Source organism: Pseudomonas sp. NPDC096950 (assembly GCF_044762525.1).
Taxonomy (GTDB): Bacteria; Pseudomonadota; Gammaproteobacteria; order Pseudomonadales; family Pseudomonadaceae; genus Aquipseudomonas.
The window spans coordinates 169,263-185,310 of record NZ_JBIWEL010000001.1 but is presented as its reverse complement, the minus strand read 5'-3'; the positions used below and the strand labels follow the sequence as shown (position 1 = coordinate 185,310).

The window sequence follows — 16,048 nt, the reverse complement described above, 5'->3', positions numbered from 1 at the left end:
ACATGAATCCAAAGGAAAACTACCTGCACGAGTTCTTCAGGATCTTCTTCGCCAACAAACAGTTGGTGAAACGAGTCTTCCTGGTCTTTGCAGTCATCGCCCTGCTCTTGCCCCTGGTGCTCAAGCAAAGCTTCGACATCACCGCGCAAGTGATCGTCCAATCGAAAAAACTCTCCCAGGGCGACGCGACTACGTCCCTGACTCAGGAAAACGCCAGTTTCATCCCGCCGTCACTGGCGGACATGGAAACCGAGAGCAATATCCTGCGTTCGCCGGCACTGATTCGCCAGACCATCAGCGAGCTGCGGGATAAAGGCGAGTACACCCCCAGCCCCGGCATGCTCAGCAAACTGGTGTCCGAGCCGCTGAAACGCTATGTCACCGCGCCGCTGCGCGAATACGTGATCAACCCGGTGAAATCCGCCCTCGGGATGGAGATTGATCCGGTGCGCGACACCGTGCTGGACGGGCTGACCGAGGAGGCTATCGACAAACTCAAGATCGAGACCCTGCCCGGCTCCAACGTGATCTCCATTGTCTACAGCTTCAACGACCCGGCGCAGGGCACCAAGTTTGTCGCCGCATTGCTGCAAAACTACCTGGTCAGCCGTCAGGAACTGCAATCCATCGAACTGCCGCAAAGCTTCTACGAAACCAAGAAGCAGCAATACGAGGTGCGTCTCGATGGCCTGGAAAGCAATCGGCTGGCGTTGCTGGAAGCCATCGGTTCTTCCGATCCCAAGGAGGAAATCACCTTCCGCCTCAACGCCATCAACACCGAAGAGCAAGCGCTCAACCTGTACCAGGATCGCCTGCTGCAAAGCCAACGCTGGCTCGACTACCTGAAGTCCAGCCTGGCCGCCGCCAATAATTCCAAACTCAACGACTACACCTTCCCCTACACCTTCACCACCACCGTGGACAACGTCGCCTTCGAAGATCGCGAGATCAAGCAGATGGGCGAGGCACTGACCACCCAAGTCAGCCGTTACATGAACGACCTGGCCGTGTTCCAGCCAGGCAGTGAGCCGATGCTGCTGACCCGCGAGCAAATCTCCCGCACCCGTCAGCAGTTCTTGAAAGTGGTGAGCAACCGGATTCAGGAACGTACCAGCGACCTGGCGATTGTCAGCTCGGTGATCGCCCAGAAAACCGCGCGCATCGCCGACTTCAAGAACCGTATCCACCAGTTGCAGGAAACCCAGAGCAAGCTGCGGCAGATGGACACCGAGATCAACGCCCTGCACGCGGCGTTCGGTACCTATGCCCAACGCTTTGCCGAAAGCAGTTCGTCCCGCTCGCTGGACAACGACCTGTCGAACGCCCGGGTGCTCAGCCCGCCGTTTGAACCGACCGCCCCGGCGTTTCCCAAGCCGTTCCTGATCATTCCGTTTGGTTTGTTCACCGGTTTGCTGCTGGCGATTGCACTGGTCTACGTGCGTGAGTTCTTCGATCATCGCTTCAAGCACCCTGCGCAAATCAGCCACGAACTGGGCCTGCCGGTGCTGCTGGTGATCAACGAACAGAACATAGTGCCGACCAATCCGCACCGGAACTGGACCGTGCCAAGCTTTGTGCATTGGGTGCGCAATTGAACGCGCCGCTCAACCCTTCCAGCGCCCTGCCGATCATTCATTTGCTCAGCAGCGGCGGCTTCTATGGGGCTGAGCGGATGCTGCTGGACCATTGCCTGGCGACGCCGGGGCAGCACCAGGTGCTGTTTCTCAATGCGCCGCCCGCCCTGATCGAACGGTTTCGCGAGGCCGGGGTGGATTGCCAGGGGTGCACGGGTCTGGGGGCGTTGTTGGGGCATTTGCGTCAGCGGCGGACGGAACAGCCGCTGATCAATGCGCATAACTTCAAAGGCCTGGTGTTTGGCTGGGTCGGCGCGACGCTGTTGCGCTTGCCGCTGGTGATTACCCAGCACGGTTTCACGCCGCGCAGCCGCAAGCAAAAGTTCTACACCTGGCTGAGCCTGCAACTGTGCCGCACCGCGTCGGTAAATCGCGTGGTCTGCGTCGCGGAAAGCATCGCCACGTTGTGCCGCAAGGCCAGTGTCCGGTCGGAAAAATTGCAGGTGATCCCCAATGGATTGCCGGCGGCCAAAGGCCTGCTGCCGCACCGCGTTGATCGCCAGCGTTGGCTGGCCGGTTACGTCGGGCGGCTGAGCAGTGAAAAAGGCCCGGACCTGTTTCTCGATGCGCTGATCCCGCTGTGCCGGCAGTTCCCGCAACTGGACGCCGTGATGCTCGGCGACGGTCCGGAACAGGACACGCTACAGGAACGAATCAACGCCGCCGGGTTGCAGGAACGCATCACCCTGCCCGGCTACCAGACCGCCATGGGCCCGTGGTGGCGCCGACTCGATGCGCTGGTGATCAGCTCGCGCACCGAAGGCACGCCGATGATTTTGCTCGAAGCGATGCAGGCCGGCGTACCGGTGGTGGCGTTCGGTGTCGGCGGGATTCCCGATGTGCTGGAAGAGCGGCACAACGGCTTGCTCGCCGCACCGACCGACAGCGTCGCCCTCGCCCAACAGATCGGCACCTTGCTGAGCGAACCGGCCCTGGCCCGCGAACTGAGTGACAACGCAAGACGCACACAACTGGATCGCTACGACCTCAAGGCCCTCGCCGAACGCTGGTCGCAGCTTTATATCCGTACTGCACGGGAGGCACGCGCGTGATCTTTCCGCTCTCGATCATCAGTCTGCTCGGCCTGGTCTGCCTCGGTTTGCTGGCCAGCCCTTATCCGTTTCTGGCACCGGGGGCGGTACTCGGCCTGGTGGGTGTCGCGGTGCTGTATCGCAAACCCACGTGGGGTCTGCTCGGCATTGTCGCGCTGTTGCCATTTGAAGGTCTCTTCAAGGACAGCGCGTTTTCCGGCTCCAAGTTTCTCGGCCTGTCACTGGTGCTGATCCTGTTGCTGCAACTGGCGATTCATCAGCTTCCGTCCGAACGGCTGCGCAGTAACATTTGGCGCTACCTGATCTGGTTCATGCTGTTGTACCTGCTGAGCCTGCTCAATACCGATGACATGGGCATGTCATTGGGGCATCTGCGGGAACTGAGCGTCGGCCTGATTCTGTTTGTGATCGCGCTGCTGATCGGCCGCGACTTGAACCTGGACCTGTTCGCCAAACTGGTGACGCTGAGTGTCGCGATGACCTGCGTATTGGCGATGTTCTCCAGCAAGTATCAGGACCAGGGCCGCGCCACCGGCCTGCTGGAAGACCCGAACGCCTTTGCCATGCTGATCGCCTTCGCCGTGCCGCTCGGTTTGCTGCTGGTGATCCGCAGTCCGAATCTGCTGCACCGATTGTTCTGGGGGGGGTGCTTCGTTTTGCTGCTGGGCGGCATGACCAAGACCGAATCCCGTTCAGGGCTGGTGGTGCTGTTTCTCAGTATGGCGATTGGTGCCTGGCACTACCGCGTGGAGCTCAAACGCATCCGTCCGCGGCATTTGGGATTTGCCATGCTCGGCATGGTGATCGTGATTCCGCTGGCCATTTACGCGATGCCGCCCGGTTACATCGCGCGCATCCAGACCTTGAGTATCTTGAGCGCCGGCGCCAAGAGCCAGGACGAATCCCTCGGTCGTCGCGCTTCGTACATCGTGGTCGGCAGCCAGATGATCCGCGAGAACCCATTGCTGGGGACCGGCCCCGGGACCTTCCCGATGCACTACGCCACCACCGGTTATGCCAAGGTATTTTCGGCCAACCGCAAGGTCGGTGACCTGTACCGCCGCGCCCACAACACCTACCTGGAAATCTTCAGCGAACTGGGAATTCCCGCCGGCCTGTTGTTCGTCGGCATGCTCGCCCTCGGCCTGTACAACCTGATTCGCGCCCGCCGCGCCTGGCTACAGCGAAACAACCGCGAGCAGGCTGATTTGCTGACGCACCTGAGCATCAGTTTTCTATCGCTGACGCTGTTTTTGATGTTCCTCAGCGCACCGAACCAGAAGTACGTGTGGATCATGCTGGCCCTCACCAGCGTGCTGCGCCTGAAAGCGGAAGAAGCCCCATTGCTGGAGGCCAGGGCATGAAACGGATCAGCATTGTTATCCCGATGTTCAATGAAGCCCGGCACATCGGCCGGACCTTGCTCGCCGCACAAAAGGCCGCCGATGCCGTGGACCTGGAGTGCGAGCTGATTGTGGTCGATAACGGCTCCAGTGATCATGGCCCGCAGATTGCCCGGCAGTTCGGGGCACAGGTATTGGTGCTGCCCGGTTTGCTGATCGGTGCGCTGCGCAATCGCGGTACAGCCATCGCCACCGGTGAATGGCTGGCCTTCATCGATGCCGACATCGAGATGCCCGAAGACTGGCTGACCCTGCTGCTCAAACACGAGGCCGAAGGCCAGGGTGAAGTGTTCGGCCTGGACCTGCACACGCCAGCCCAAGCGCCGTGGTACGCCGATGCCTGGCAACGACGCACACTGCGCCCGACCAGCCGCACCCTGAACCCGGTGCAATGGCTGCCCACCTCCAACTTGCTTATGCGCCGGTCCTGGTTCGACCAGGTCGGTGGCTTTGAAGAAACCCTGCGCACCGGCGAGGACAAGGATTTCACCATGCGTCTGCACGAAGCCGGCGCGCGCGTGCTGGCGGTCAATGAAAGCGTCGCCCTGCATTGGGGTTATGAGAGCAGTTGGCGCGAGTGGATGGGCAAGGAAATGTGGCGCCAGGGCAGTCACCTGCAATTGCTCCGCACCCACGGATACAGCCTGCGACTGCTGCGGTTTCCGTTGCTGTCACTGGTTGTCTGGTTGCTGGATTTCCTGGCGATCTCCGCGCTGCTGAATGGTTTCCCGCACCATGCGGCAGTGATGGTGATGATCACCTTGTTACCGGGGCTGGTCCTGAGTCTGCGTCAAAGCCTGAAACACCGTGATGTCCTCCTCACGATGCAACTCTGGGGCCTGCATTGGGTGCGCCTGCACCTGGCCGGCGCCGCGCTCATTCTCAGCCTGTTTAACTGGAATGCCAGGAGGCCCGCCCGTGGCTGAATTCATTTTCTGGTTGTGCCTGTTGTTGCCGGTGTACGCCTACCTGGGTTACCCGCTGCTGCTGGCGATCGCTGGACCGTTTTTTCCTCGACACACGCCCGCTCCCTTGCCTGCGCAACGGGTCAGCGTGGTGGTTGCCGCGCATAACGAGCAACGCAATATCGAGAATAAACTGCGCAACTTGCTGGCTCAGGACTATCACGCCGCCAGCTTGCAGATCATCGTCGCCAGCGACGGCTCAACCGATCAGACCGTGGCCCTGGCGCGCAGCTTCGACGACCCACGCATCGAGGTGTACGACCTGCCACGCCAAGGCAAGAACAGTGTGCTCAACGCCGCTGTCAGCCACTGCACAGGCGATATCCTGGTGTTTACCGATGCCGATGTTCACTGGATCGACGGTACCTTGCAGCGGCTGCTGGCGCCGTTTGCCGACCCTGAGGTCGGTGGTACGGTCGGCAACATGAACATCCCCGTCCCCGGCAAGGGACTGAGCGTGGGCGAAAGTCTGTATCGCCGCTATGAAGCCTGGCTGCGCCGGGTGGAAAGCCGCACCGGCTGCACGGTCTCGGCCGACGGAGCCCTGCAGGCGTTGCGCCGCGAGCTGTACCAACCGATTCCAGCCCTGGTCAACGACGATTTCTTTATCAACACCTGCGCACCGGTCGCGGGCAAGCGCGTCGTCTATGTCGACGACGCCAAGGTGCTTGATCAAGGCGTGGACGAGGCCGATCGACAGTTCAGCCGCCGTCAGCGCGTCACCGTCGGTGGCTTGATCAGCCTGGCGGCCCGGCGTGAGCTGCTCAACCCCCTGCGCCATGGCCTGTACGCGATCGCGTTGATCAGCCACAAACTGATCCGCCGGCTGGCGCCGGTACTGTTGCTGCCCTTGCTGGTGGCCAACCTCTGGCTGCTCGATGAGCATGGCTTCTACCGCCTGACCCTGGCCGCCCAGTTGCTCGGCTATGCCTTCGCCGTGGCCGGCCTGCTGGACGTGCATCACCGCTTGCCCAAGCCGTTTCGCCTCGCCGCGTTCGTGCTGGTGACCCTGGCCGGCATGAGCGTCGGCCTGTGGCAGTTCTTGCGCGGGCACAGCTACAACCAATGGAACCCCGACCAGACTCGATGAGTGCCTGACATGCCGATCAAGACCAGTATCAAACGTGCCAGCGGCTGGTTGTACCTGAACTCCCCCCTGGGCCGCCGTCAATTGCACGGCGCCGGGGTGATTCTGATGCTGCACCGGGTGCTGGCCAACGACCGCGCCGCCGACCTGCCCCACCGCAATGAACTGTGCGTCGGGCCCAAGGCATTCGAGCACTTGCTGGTCTGGCTGAAAAAACACTTCGACTGCGTGCCATTGATGGACATCCTGCACCCCGGTACCCAGCGCTCGGAACGGCCGAAAGTGGCCCTCACCTTCGATGACGGCTGGCGCGACAACGCGGTGAATGCCTTCCCGTTGCTCAAGCAATATCAGGTGCCGGCGAGCATATTTCTCTCCACCGATTTCATCGGCAGCCGTCAGCGCTTCTGGTGGGAAAGCCTGGGCGAAACCCTGTGGGGCAGCCACGGCGAACAAGCCCGGATGCACCTGATCGAATGCCTGCAACAGGTCGGCCGCCCCTTGCCGGTGCTGATAGATGACCTCGACGTGCAGCGCCGCAGCCTGACCTTGCTGCACTACCTGCAAAGCCTCAAAACCCTGACACCGGACGACTTGAGTCGGTTGACCGATGAATGCCCGGAAGAGTCGCAACCCCAGGCCCTGGACTGGCAGCAAGTGCGCTCGCTGGAAGCCTGCGGGTTGGTGCGCTTCGGTCCCCACGGCGCCAGTCACGCAATCCTCACTGGCCTGGACGATCAACGCTTGCACGAAGAATTGAGCCGCAGCCGCGATGCGCTGTTGAATGGCTGCAACCGACCGCTGCCGGTCTACTGCTACCCCAACGGCGACCACGATGCGCGCGTTCGCCAACAAGTGGCCGCCCATGAATTCCCGTTCGCCCTGGGCACCGGCACCGGGATTTATCGCGGCGATGGCGAGCCTCTGGCCTTGCCGCGCTTCGGCGTCAGCCAGCGCACCGCGCGTAATCCGGAGTTGCTGTCGTGGCGCATCTTTCGCGGGGCACGGCCATGAGTCGCAGCCGTTACCTCAAGCACCTGGCCCTGAGCATGGGCACCAAACTGGCGATGATCGGCCTGCGTTTGCTGCGCAACGTGTTGCTGGCGCGGATTCTCGGGCCGAGCGAACGCGGTTTGTTTGCGCTGCTAAGCACCCTGCCCGACCTGATCAGCGCCGCCACCAGCGGTGGCTTGAATTCGGCGGTGGGTTATCAAGCAGCCAAGCAGCGGCCGATGGGTTTACTGCTGAGCCAAGTGCTGGTGTTCGGCTGTTTGCTGGCGCTGCTGCTGACACTGGTGGTGGTGGCGTTGACCCGGGAATTCGGCAGCGAACTGGACATCACCACGCAACTGGGTTTGCTTGCCTGGTTGTTGCTGCTGGCGGTGCCGCTGACGGTGCTCAAAAGTGGTTTGTTGACCCTGCACAACGCGTCCGGCGGCATCGTCGCTTTCAATGCCTTGCGGTTAGTGGAATCCCTGGCGCCGCTGCTGTTGTTTCTGGCGCTGTTCTGGATGTGGAAAACCGCCGCCCTCGAAGCGGCGTTGATCAGTTGGCTGGCGGGGATCAGCCTGGTGGTGCTGGCGGGTTGGGTCTGGCTCAAGCGCAATCAACCGCTGACCCTGCAGTGGGACCGTGCCAGTCAAAATGAACTGCTGCGCTACAGCGCTCGCAGCCATCCCGATCTGTTGTTCCAGCAAGTCATCCTGCGTTCCGATTACCTGTTTATCGGCGCCCTGCTCGGCAGCACCGCGCTAGGTCATTACGCCATGGCCAGCGCCGCCGCCGAGTTGCTGCTGATCGTCCCGGAAGCGGTGACCACGCCGCTGATGAAACGCCTGCTGCAACAGGAAGAGGGCATCGACAAAGTCACGCCGCTGGCCCTGCGCCTGACCGCAACAGTGATGCTCGGCGCCTGCCTGACCATGGCGGTGATCGGCGAATGGCTGATCGTCACGCTGTTCGGCGCCGCCTATCAACCGGCCTATCCTGCCCTGCTCGCCTTGCTGCCGGGGCTGTTCGGCCTGTGCTACGCGAGCATCCTGCGCCTGGACCTGCTGGGCAAGAACCGTCCCGGCACTATTTCATTGTTGATGGGCATGAGTGCCTTGATGAACCTGGCGCTGAACGTGCTGCTGATCCCGACTTACGGCATCGTCGGCGCCGCAGCGGCCTCATCCATCGCCTATCTCGGGGTGACCATCGCACTGCTGGTGGTGTATTGCCGGTTGAGCGGCGTGCCGGTCTGGCAAACCCTGATCATCCTGCCCAGCGACGTCGCGCCGATGCTGCTGATGTTGCAGAGGAAGTCGGCATGAAACGCCTGGCGCTGCTGTTGGGATTGGGCCTCGTGCTCGAAGCTCAGGCGGCGTCGATGCGTTGGGGCGACATTCGCGACGGCAGTCTTTATCTGCAAGCGGATCGTCCCGACACCGTGACCGTGCGCTGGGTCCCGGCGTGGCAGGCGGATGCCAATGAAGAACACCTCTACCTCGTCGATGGCCAAGGCAAGTTGTCGGGCGAACGCCTGATTGCCCCCAGTGAATCCAGTGGCACGCAGAGCTGGCCATTAACGCCGGGCGCCGCCAGTTATCGACTGGAGATTCCGGGCTACAGCTTCCGCCGCTACAAGGTCGAGCACGACGAACGCACCGTGGCGCTGTTCGCGCCGGCCAAGGTGCATTTCAGCGCCGAAACCCACGACGGCGACGAACTGTTTTTCAAGGTGGCGCCGGGGGAACACGCGGTGCTGGCCGGCAAGTTCCACGGTGGCGTCAGCGCCTTGCAAGCCCAGCGCGTGGGCGACGGCCAACAAGTGCTGCTGGCCCTCAAACCTTATCGCGCCTATTGGCAGTTCGATCAAGTCGCGTTGCCGGTCAGCAGTAGCGAACAAACCTGGCGCTTGCGCTTGCGCGGCAGCGGCAAAGTGGCGTTCTGGCTCGATGGCACCGCCAACCTGTTCGCGCAAACGCCACAGCAACTCAAGCCACTGCGTGAAGACGACGGCCAGACTCGCCTGACCCTGCACAACGACGTGCTCGGCCCGACCCCGAACCTGGGCGTCGCCCTGCCCTATGTGCTGCCGCCACCCTCCAGTTTTGCGGTGCTCGATGCGCTGAAGCCGCGAGCGGCCAGTTACTACAGCTTCGTCGACATCACGTCGAGAAAGCCGCACTACGAAGACGCTTTCCGTCAGTTGTACCAGGACCGTTTCGGCATCACCCAGGACATCACGTTGCTGGCCGGCAGCCAACGCCAGCACGATCTGCGCGCCGACACCATGAGCAACAGCGGCCTCGAGGCCTGGCTCGCCAGCACCCGCGCCCTCGGCGGCAAAGGTACTCACTACATCGGTTTCGCGGACGAGCCGAATCTCAACTACCCCGACTACGCCAACTACCAAAGCCTCTTCAACAGCATGGCCCGGCAAGTGCGCAGCAACCCGGCCAACGCCCGCGCCGGCGTGCGCATCGCCATGCCCGCCAGTTCGCGGCTGGTCAACGGCCCGTTCGACGACAACGCGGCGAACAAGCGCGGTATTGACTGGGCACGGCGCCTGCTGGCGGAATCCGGTGAGCAGATCGACGCCCTGGCGTGGCACGAATGGATGATCCGCGACCTGCTGGCCACCCGGGTCTACCGCGACAGCGTGCGTCGTGCCGCCGACCTCGTCGGGCTGGACGCCAACGGCCGGCCGCGCAAGGCGCTGCTGCTGGACCAGACCAACATGTCCAGCGGCTCAAGCCTGAGCCCCTACGATCAGGAAACCCATTTCGCCTCGCTGTGGTGGGCCTCGGTGGCCATCAACTCGGCCCAGGACGGTTTGCTGGAGATGCTCAACTGGTTCCAGGCCGACGACGAAAAACCGGACTACCCCAAGGGTATGTTCAAGGTCCTGGACGACGATCATTTCGAGCTGAAGCCCGTGGGCATGGCCCAGCAGTTCATCCAGCAGCATTGGCTGCACAACGTGATGCGCCTGGAGAACGACGCCTTCGAAGTCGACGTGCTGGCCATGGCCACCGACCTGCAACGCAGCTTGCTGGGGGTCAACAAAGGCACGCGTTTGCAACGTATCGACCTGAGCGGGGTGAACTGTCCGTTGGCCAAAGGTTCGTTGCGCTATTTCGGCGCCGACAACCGCAGCCGCGACGCGCCCTTCCGCTGCCAGGACGGTCGCGTCAGCTTCGATTTGCCAGGGGAAACCCTGTTCGCCCTGAGCTGGATCGCCTCATGACCGTCATCGAACATGTTTGCCGCGCAGGCATGTTGCCGCGCGTTGCATCACTCCAACCACGGCCGATCCCGTCAGGAGTACATAACATGAGTATTCTGAAAAAACTCAGCGAACACATTAAGCAAAAAGGCCTGCGGGCCACCTTCAACAAGGTCTGGAAGCACTACGTGTTTGCCCACCAGGAACTGATCTGGATGGAGCGCGACCTGGTTACCCCGATACCGCCGCATAAATTGCGGCCCTACAACCCGCTGCGCCTGGAAACCATCACCGCACAGAACGCAGTGGCCTTTGGCAAACACTTCGGCGATCGCGTGGGCACCATGGCCGAACTGGCGAACGAAGGGCATACCGGGCACATGTACCTCAATGAAGACGGCGACACCGTGGCCTTCATCTGGGGCAGCAACGGCAATTACCACGACCGGCACTATTACGGCTGCTGGTTCCCGGTCAAACCCGGCGAGTTCTTCGAATTCGGCGGTGAACAGATCCGCGCCTACTGGGGCACCACGCTGTCGGTGGATTTCCAACTGAACCTGTGGAAAGCCATGGCGGATCAGGGCTGCAACAAAGTGGTGGATGTCTGTGAGTTCCACAATATCCCCGCGCTCAAGTTGCACATTCGCATGGGTTACAAGGAGCAAGGGCGGATCATGAACGTCTACGAGCTGTTTGGTCGCTGGCGCTTCTACCGCGAAACCCGCTACAGCGGCTCACGTCTGGATGCCTTGCGCAAACCGACGCCGGCCCCTGTTGCAGCAGAGGCGACCTGACCTGATGGCGACGCGATTCGAATGGCGCACTTCGCTGTGCGCACCGGACTTTCCGGCAGCGGCTTATGAAGCACTGCGCCTGCGAGTGACGGACCACACACCGTTCAACACCCTGGCCTGGCTGGGTGCCGCGGAACAAGCGCTCAAGGACGGCGAGCGCTTGCACGTGCTGCTTGGCTGGCGGGGAGACGAACTGGCGCTGTGCTTGCCATTGGTGGCGTCGCGTGAACGTTTTGGCGGGTTGCCATTCCGGGTGTTGCATCACCTGGGCTATCCGCTGACCGATCGCCTGGCGTTGCTCGCCAGCCTCGATGCCGAGAGCATCCGCAAGGCGCTGATCGTGATCCGCCGTCGCGTGCCCCACGCGTTGCTGCAACTCAACGAGCTGTCCGAACCGACGGGCGAAGAAAGTGCCCTGACGGTGTGGATGGCTCACAGTTCCACCGGTGAACGGCGCCTCAGTTGCAAGGCGCCGGTGCACCTGATCAGCGAAGCGGATCGCCAGGAAGTCTCGGGCGATCCGCGCTACAAACTGCGCCGCGCGCGCAAACGCATCGCCGCGTGTGGTGCCCAGGTGCGGCGCATTACCCCGGACGCTACGACCATGGGTCCGCTGTTGCAGGCCATCAGCGAAGTCGAAGCGGTGAGCTGGAAAGGCGATGAAGGCGTCGGCATTTTCGTCGACGAACGCCATCGACAATGGATGGACCGCGCCTTCACCGCCCTCGCCGCTCGCGGCCTGGTGCGGGTGGTGGTGCTGGAACTGGACGGCCGCTGCATCAGCTATCGCCTGGGCTTGCTGGAACAGGGCCGGCTGTACGACTACAACCTGGCGTTCCTGCCGCAATACGCCGACCTGGGCAGTGGCCGGGTGCTGCTCGAAGAGTGGATTCGCTGGGGCCTGGACGACAACTGGCGCTGGATCGATGCCTCGCGGGTCAGCCTGGAAAACTCCAGCCATCAACTCCACGAACGCATGACCGGGCAATTGGAACACTGGCGCTGGAGTTTCTATTCCTGGCGACCGAGCGGGCTGGTATTGGGGCTGGCGTTGCGCGTCTGGCATCGGCTCAAACCGGTCTTGCAAAAATGGCAGGCGAAACGGGCAGCCGCGGTGGTCACGGTTTCCACGCCGGCAGCCAAGCCTCAGGCGCCTACTGAAAAAACCACGGAGGGCGGACATGCCTCACCAAGTCATAGTCAACGCTGACGATTTTGGCCTCAGCCCGTGCGAAAACGCGGTGATCCTTGGGGCCTTCCAGGCCGGGGTCATCAGCTCCGCCACGGCCATGGCGAACATGCCGGCGTTCGAAGCGGCCTGCCTCATGGCCCAGCACCCGCTGCTCAAAGGACGGATCGGCCTGCACTTCAACCTCACCTACGGTCGGCCGTTGAGCCAGGGCATTCTCGAGCGGTCGACGTTCTGCGACAGCCAGGGTGGATTCGACCTCAACCTGCCCCGCCACACTCTTTGGCTCAATCGCCTGGATCGCGAAGCGGTAATGGATGAGTTGGAGGCCCAGTGGCAACGCTGCCTGGACAATGACGTGCGCCCCAGCCATCTCGATTCCCACCAGCACGTGCACAACATCTGGCCCATCGGCGAAATCGTCGCGCGCTTCGCCGCGCGACAAGGGGTGGCCGTGCGACTGGCGCGTAACCTGGGGCAAAACCTGAGCCTGCCCAAACGCGTGTTCAAGGGGTTGCTCAATCGGCGCCTGCACCATTTGGCCGGAGCGACGGCGGACTACGTGTGCACACCGGTTGACCTGCGCAACGCCCCCGCGCCGACCGACGGTCTGCTGGAAATCGTCGCCCATCCGAACCAGCTAGGGGCGGATTTCGGCGATGCGTACCTCAACCCCGGCGAGTCGCTGACACAGGTGCTAGAGCGGCGCCTTGCCGGTATTGAGCGGGTGTCTTATGCGGTTGTCAGCAAGGATTTCCAGGCCGGTGCTGCCGCACTCGAATGAGTTACACACATTGCAACACATTCAAAGCTGGCGCTTTGACATGAACTTGCAAGCTTGATCTATACCCATCAAAAGCGTCTCCCACAACACCCTGGCTATGGCTAAGGAGAGCGTCATGAACGTCATCGAAAAACTGCGCGAACGCATCAAGCAAAAAGGTCTGGGCAACCTCTTCCAGGCATTCTGGAAACGTTACGTGTTCTTCCACTGGGAGCTGCTATGGATGGAGCGCGATCTGGTCAGCCCGGTACCACCGCACAAATTGCGGCCCTACTCCGGCTTGCGTCAGGTGACCATTACCGAGGACAACGCCGTGGCCTTCACCAAGCACTTCGGTGACCGTGTCGGGACCATGGCCGAACTCGCCGCCGAAGGCCACACCGGGCACATGTACCTCGATGAAGAAGGGCATGCGGTCGCGTTCATCTGGGGCAGCACCCGGAATTACCACGACCGCCACTATTACGGCTGCTGGTTCCCGGTGAAGCCGGGTGAGTTCTTCGAGTTCGGCGGCGAATTGACCCGCGCCTATTTCGGCACCAGCCTGTCAGTGGACGTGCAGGTCAACCTGTGGGAAGCGATGCAAGCGCAGGGTTGCAACAAAGTGGTGGATGTCTGCGAAACCCACAACATCCCGGCCCTGAAACTGCACATTCGCACCGGTTACCACGAACAGGGCCGCGTGACCCACGTCTATGGCCTGCTGGGCGGTCGCTGGCGCTTCTACCGCGAAACCCGCTACCAAGGCTCGCGCCTCGACCCGCTGCGCAAACCGGGTCGTCCGGTGGTGGCTGGGGCGACGGCAGGAGCCTGAACCCACCCTCTGTAGGAGCAAGGCTTGCCCGCGAAGGCGGTCTCGAGATTGCCTTCGCGAGCAAGCCCGCTCCCACAGGGGATTGGGGCTGGACACTGGTTGTGTGAACGGCACAAAACCACTGTGGGAGCGGGCTTGCTCGCGAAGGCGTCAGTCATGACAACGCAAATTTCAGCTCAAACCCTCACCGCTTCACCGCCACCCACGTAAAACACAACGGCAACTGCGCCACCTGGTGTTCATACCGGTCATACAATTCTTCGCGGTTGGAATGCGGGTATTCCTTGAAGTGGCTGATGTGCAAACCGGCGTCGATGGCGCCGGTGAAGATCGCGCCGAGGGTGTGGACGAACCAGTAGGACGGGCTGGCCGGTTGTTCGACTTTGCCTTCGTAGACGATCGGCTGATGCTGCACGAACGGTTCACTGCGAAAGTACGAGCTGTCCAGGCGATACGGGTCGGCGGCTTCGGGGTCTAGCATTTCCAGGAACGGGTGAGTTTCGTAGATCACCACCGCGCCACCGGGCTTGAGGGTTTGCGCGACGTGACGGTAAAACTCGGCAATGTCCGGCATCCAGTTCAAGACACCGATGGTGATCAGCGCCACGTCGAAACGGTTGTGCAACTCCGCCGGCAACTGATGAATATCCGCTTCGACAAACTCGGCGTCATGGGGCGAGTGCGCCGTCAGTTCCCGGGCCTGTTCGAGAAAGGCTGCGGACTGATCGACCCCCACCACCCGACGCGCGCCCAGGGCAAACAGCGAAAGACTTTCACGGCCGTTGTTGCAGCCCAGTTGCACCACATCCTTACCCTCGACGCCCACCTGTTCCAGCACACCGCGCAACGTGTCATCGATGCAGCAAAAGTCAGCCTGGCTCACGGCGTTGAGCACGGCCTGCCATTCGGGATGGTCTTTGTGGTGCCTTGCAGAATCATTCCACGCCTCGCGGTTGCTGGCGACGGCGTGTTGTTTGGTCGGCATGTCCATTGCGCACTCCATATCTCGTTTTTATTGACCGGCACGAGTCTAGATCAGCGTCCAGAAAAACCACATCGAGGCTTTGTTGCGATCTTGTAATCAGACAGTCGCGAACGCGTGGCCGCACGGCAGCTATAGTTAAAGGCCTTGGGGAAATGCGGGAATAACCGGTTCGCAGGTGTCGCCATGAAACAAACCGATCTGACGCTGTGCTTCATCGCCCTTCTCACTGCCGCTGGTGCGGTGCACGCGGACGACAGTCCCATGCAGACCGAAAGCTCCAGCAGCACACTGATCTACTACGGCCCTGACCAGCCCTTCGCCCATCCGGCGCCGCCAACCTTGAGCTCCGTGCCACCACGCGCCTACATCCCGAGCGCGCCGCAGGATTTCATCCCGATCGCTACAGATCATGTGTTCTACGATTCGCGATTGCCCACCGTGGCGGATGCCAACGTGCGGGTGTTTATCCGTTCCTATGATCCGGAACGCGGGATCTACGTCAACGACGAGGTGCTCGACCCCTCGTGCCTGCTGGCCTGCCTGACCCGCCAGGAACAGGCGATGCCGTAAGCCTCAGTCGCAGGGCCAGGTATGACGCAGCGCCGCCCGGCGATCGATGGCGTTGCGCAGCCTGCGTTTCTGGGTTTCCCAGACCTCGCTGTCGACCTTGCTGGAGCGCATCATGTCCAGCACGGCCTGCTTGGCGTCCAGGTACTCGTCCCAGGCGTCCTGGCGTTTGAGCCGAAGGGTTTCGTCCGCAGACATTTCCATGTGCCGCAGGGCCACTTCACAAGGATCATCCAGCACCACCCCCACTGTCAGTTGAATGCGATGGGGTGCGCGGAATTCGGACACGGTGGTGAGGATCGCCTGGGCCCGTGTGCATCCCCATGCCAGGGCTTTCGCCAACGAGGGATGCCCCTCACGGTCATAAAATTCTTCCGCCAGCGGCGCCCCATCGCCGGCATACACGCCGATAAATAACTGGGTCACATGCTCACGATTGAACCGCGCCTGGACCTCGATCTGCGTACCGTCGGGCAGCACCTCATCGTGGCTGCGACTGTGTAATTGGCTGTTACTCCAGAGCCAGAACTGTGCGCCTCTACGCCGCATGCCCGTTAC

At 61.9% G+C, this 16,048-nt stretch carries 15 protein-coding genes; 13 read left to right on the top strand and 2 right to left on the bottom strand.

What is annotated here, in order from left to right; genetic code table 11:
* The first annotated feature begins 2 nt into the window (after window positions 1-2).
* From ACIQY3_RS00935 to ACIQY3_RS00880, 12 genes are all read left to right on the top strand, one after another.
* Window positions 3-1,595 carry a GumC family protein gene (locus ACIQY3_RS00935; RefSeq protein ID WP_403016344.1) on the top strand — a complete coding sequence of 531 codons (1,593 nt, stop codon included), beginning with the start codon at window positions 3-5 and terminating at the stop codon, window positions 1,593-1,595.
* Window positions 1,592-2,686, top strand: a complete 1,095-nt coding sequence (locus ACIQY3_RS00930) for a glycosyltransferase family 4 protein (protein ID WP_403016342.1) — start codon at window positions 1,592-1,594, stop codon at window positions 2,684-2,686. The genes ACIQY3_RS00935 and ACIQY3_RS00930 overlap by 4 nt, the downstream gene beginning before the upstream one ends.
* Window positions 2,683-4,050, top strand: a complete 1,368-nt coding sequence (locus ACIQY3_RS00925) for an O-antigen ligase family protein (protein ID WP_403016340.1) — start codon at window positions 2,683-2,685, stop codon at window positions 4,048-4,050. The genes ACIQY3_RS00930 and ACIQY3_RS00925 overlap by 4 nt, the downstream gene beginning before the upstream one ends.
* Window positions 4,047-5,015, top strand: coding sequence for a glycosyltransferase (locus ACIQY3_RS00920; RefSeq protein WP_403016338.1), 969 nt, complete (start codon window positions 4,047-4,049; stop codon window positions 5,013-5,015). Before ACIQY3_RS00925 ends, ACIQY3_RS00920 begins: the two co-directional genes overlap by 4 nt.
* Window positions 5,008-6,144: a glycosyltransferase family 2 protein gene (locus ACIQY3_RS00915; RefSeq protein ID WP_403016335.1), complete on the top strand. Its 1,137-nt coding sequence runs from the start codon at window positions 5,008-5,010 to the stop codon at window positions 6,142-6,144. Before ACIQY3_RS00920 ends, ACIQY3_RS00915 begins: the two co-directional genes overlap by 8 nt.
* A gap of 9 nt (window positions 6,145-6,153) precedes the next feature.
* Window positions 6,154-7,155 (top strand): polysaccharide deacetylase family protein, encoded by a 1,002-nt coding sequence (locus ACIQY3_RS00910; RefSeq protein WP_403016333.1) that lies wholly within the window; start codon window positions 6,154-6,156, stop codon window positions 7,153-7,155.
* Entirely contained in the window at window positions 7,152-8,456 is a 1,305-nt protein-coding gene (locus tag ACIQY3_RS00905; RefSeq protein ID WP_403016331.1) for a lipopolysaccharide biosynthesis protein, read from the top strand. The genes ACIQY3_RS00910 and ACIQY3_RS00905 overlap by 4 nt, the downstream gene beginning before the upstream one ends.
* Window positions 8,453-10,375 (top strand): hypothetical protein, encoded by a 1,923-nt coding sequence (locus ACIQY3_RS00900; RefSeq protein WP_403016329.1) that lies wholly within the window; start codon window positions 8,453-8,455, stop codon window positions 10,373-10,375. Before ACIQY3_RS00905 ends, ACIQY3_RS00900 begins: the two co-directional genes overlap by 4 nt.
* A gap of 86 nt (window positions 10,376-10,461) precedes the next feature.
* Entirely contained in the window at window positions 10,462-11,151 is a 690-nt protein-coding gene (locus tag ACIQY3_RS00895; RefSeq protein WP_403016327.1) for an N-acetyltransferase, read from the top strand.
* 4 nt (window positions 11,152-11,155) lie between these two features.
* The gene (locus ACIQY3_RS00890) at window positions 11,156-12,361 is read left to right on the top strand and encodes a GNAT family N-acetyltransferase (protein ID WP_403016325.1); all 1,206 of its coding nucleotides are present in this window, start codon (window positions 11,156-11,158) and stop codon (window positions 12,359-12,361) included.
* Complete coding sequence (locus ACIQY3_RS00885) at window positions 12,333-13,124, top strand: ChbG/HpnK family deacetylase (RefSeq protein ID WP_403016323.1); 792 nt, start codon at window positions 12,333-12,335, stop codon at window positions 13,122-13,124. The genes ACIQY3_RS00890 and ACIQY3_RS00885 overlap by 29 nt, the downstream gene beginning before the upstream one ends.
* A gap of 115 nt (window positions 13,125-13,239) precedes the next feature.
* The gene (locus tag ACIQY3_RS00880) at window positions 13,240-13,938 is read left to right on the top strand and encodes an N-acetyltransferase (RefSeq protein ID WP_403016321.1); all 699 of its coding nucleotides are present in this window, start codon (window positions 13,240-13,242) and stop codon (window positions 13,936-13,938) included.
* Window positions 13,939-14,122: 184 nt separating this feature from the next.
* Here the strand turns inward: ACIQY3_RS00880 and ACIQY3_RS00875 are convergent, their stop codons facing one another.
* Window positions 14,123-14,929, bottom strand: a complete 807-nt coding sequence (locus tag ACIQY3_RS00875) for a class I SAM-dependent methyltransferase (protein ID WP_403016319.1) — start codon at window positions 14,927-14,929, stop codon at window positions 14,123-14,125.
* Window positions 14,930-15,106: 177 nt separating this feature from the next.
* On the opposite strand from ACIQY3_RS00875, the gene ACIQY3_RS00870 reads away from it, so the two are divergent.
* A complete protein-coding gene (locus tag ACIQY3_RS00870; RefSeq protein ID WP_403016317.1) occupies window positions 15,107-15,493 on the top strand; it encodes a hypothetical protein in 387 nt (128 codons plus the stop codon).
* A 3-nt stretch (window positions 15,494-15,496) separates the two neighbouring features.
* Here the strand turns inward: ACIQY3_RS00870 and ACIQY3_RS00865 are convergent, their stop codons facing one another.
* Window positions 15,497-16,039 carry a hypothetical protein gene (locus ACIQY3_RS00865; RefSeq protein WP_403016315.1) on the bottom strand — a complete coding sequence of 181 codons (543 nt, stop codon included), beginning with the start codon at window positions 16,037-16,039 and terminating at the stop codon, window positions 15,497-15,499.
* Window positions 16,040-16,048: the final 9 nt, after the last annotated feature.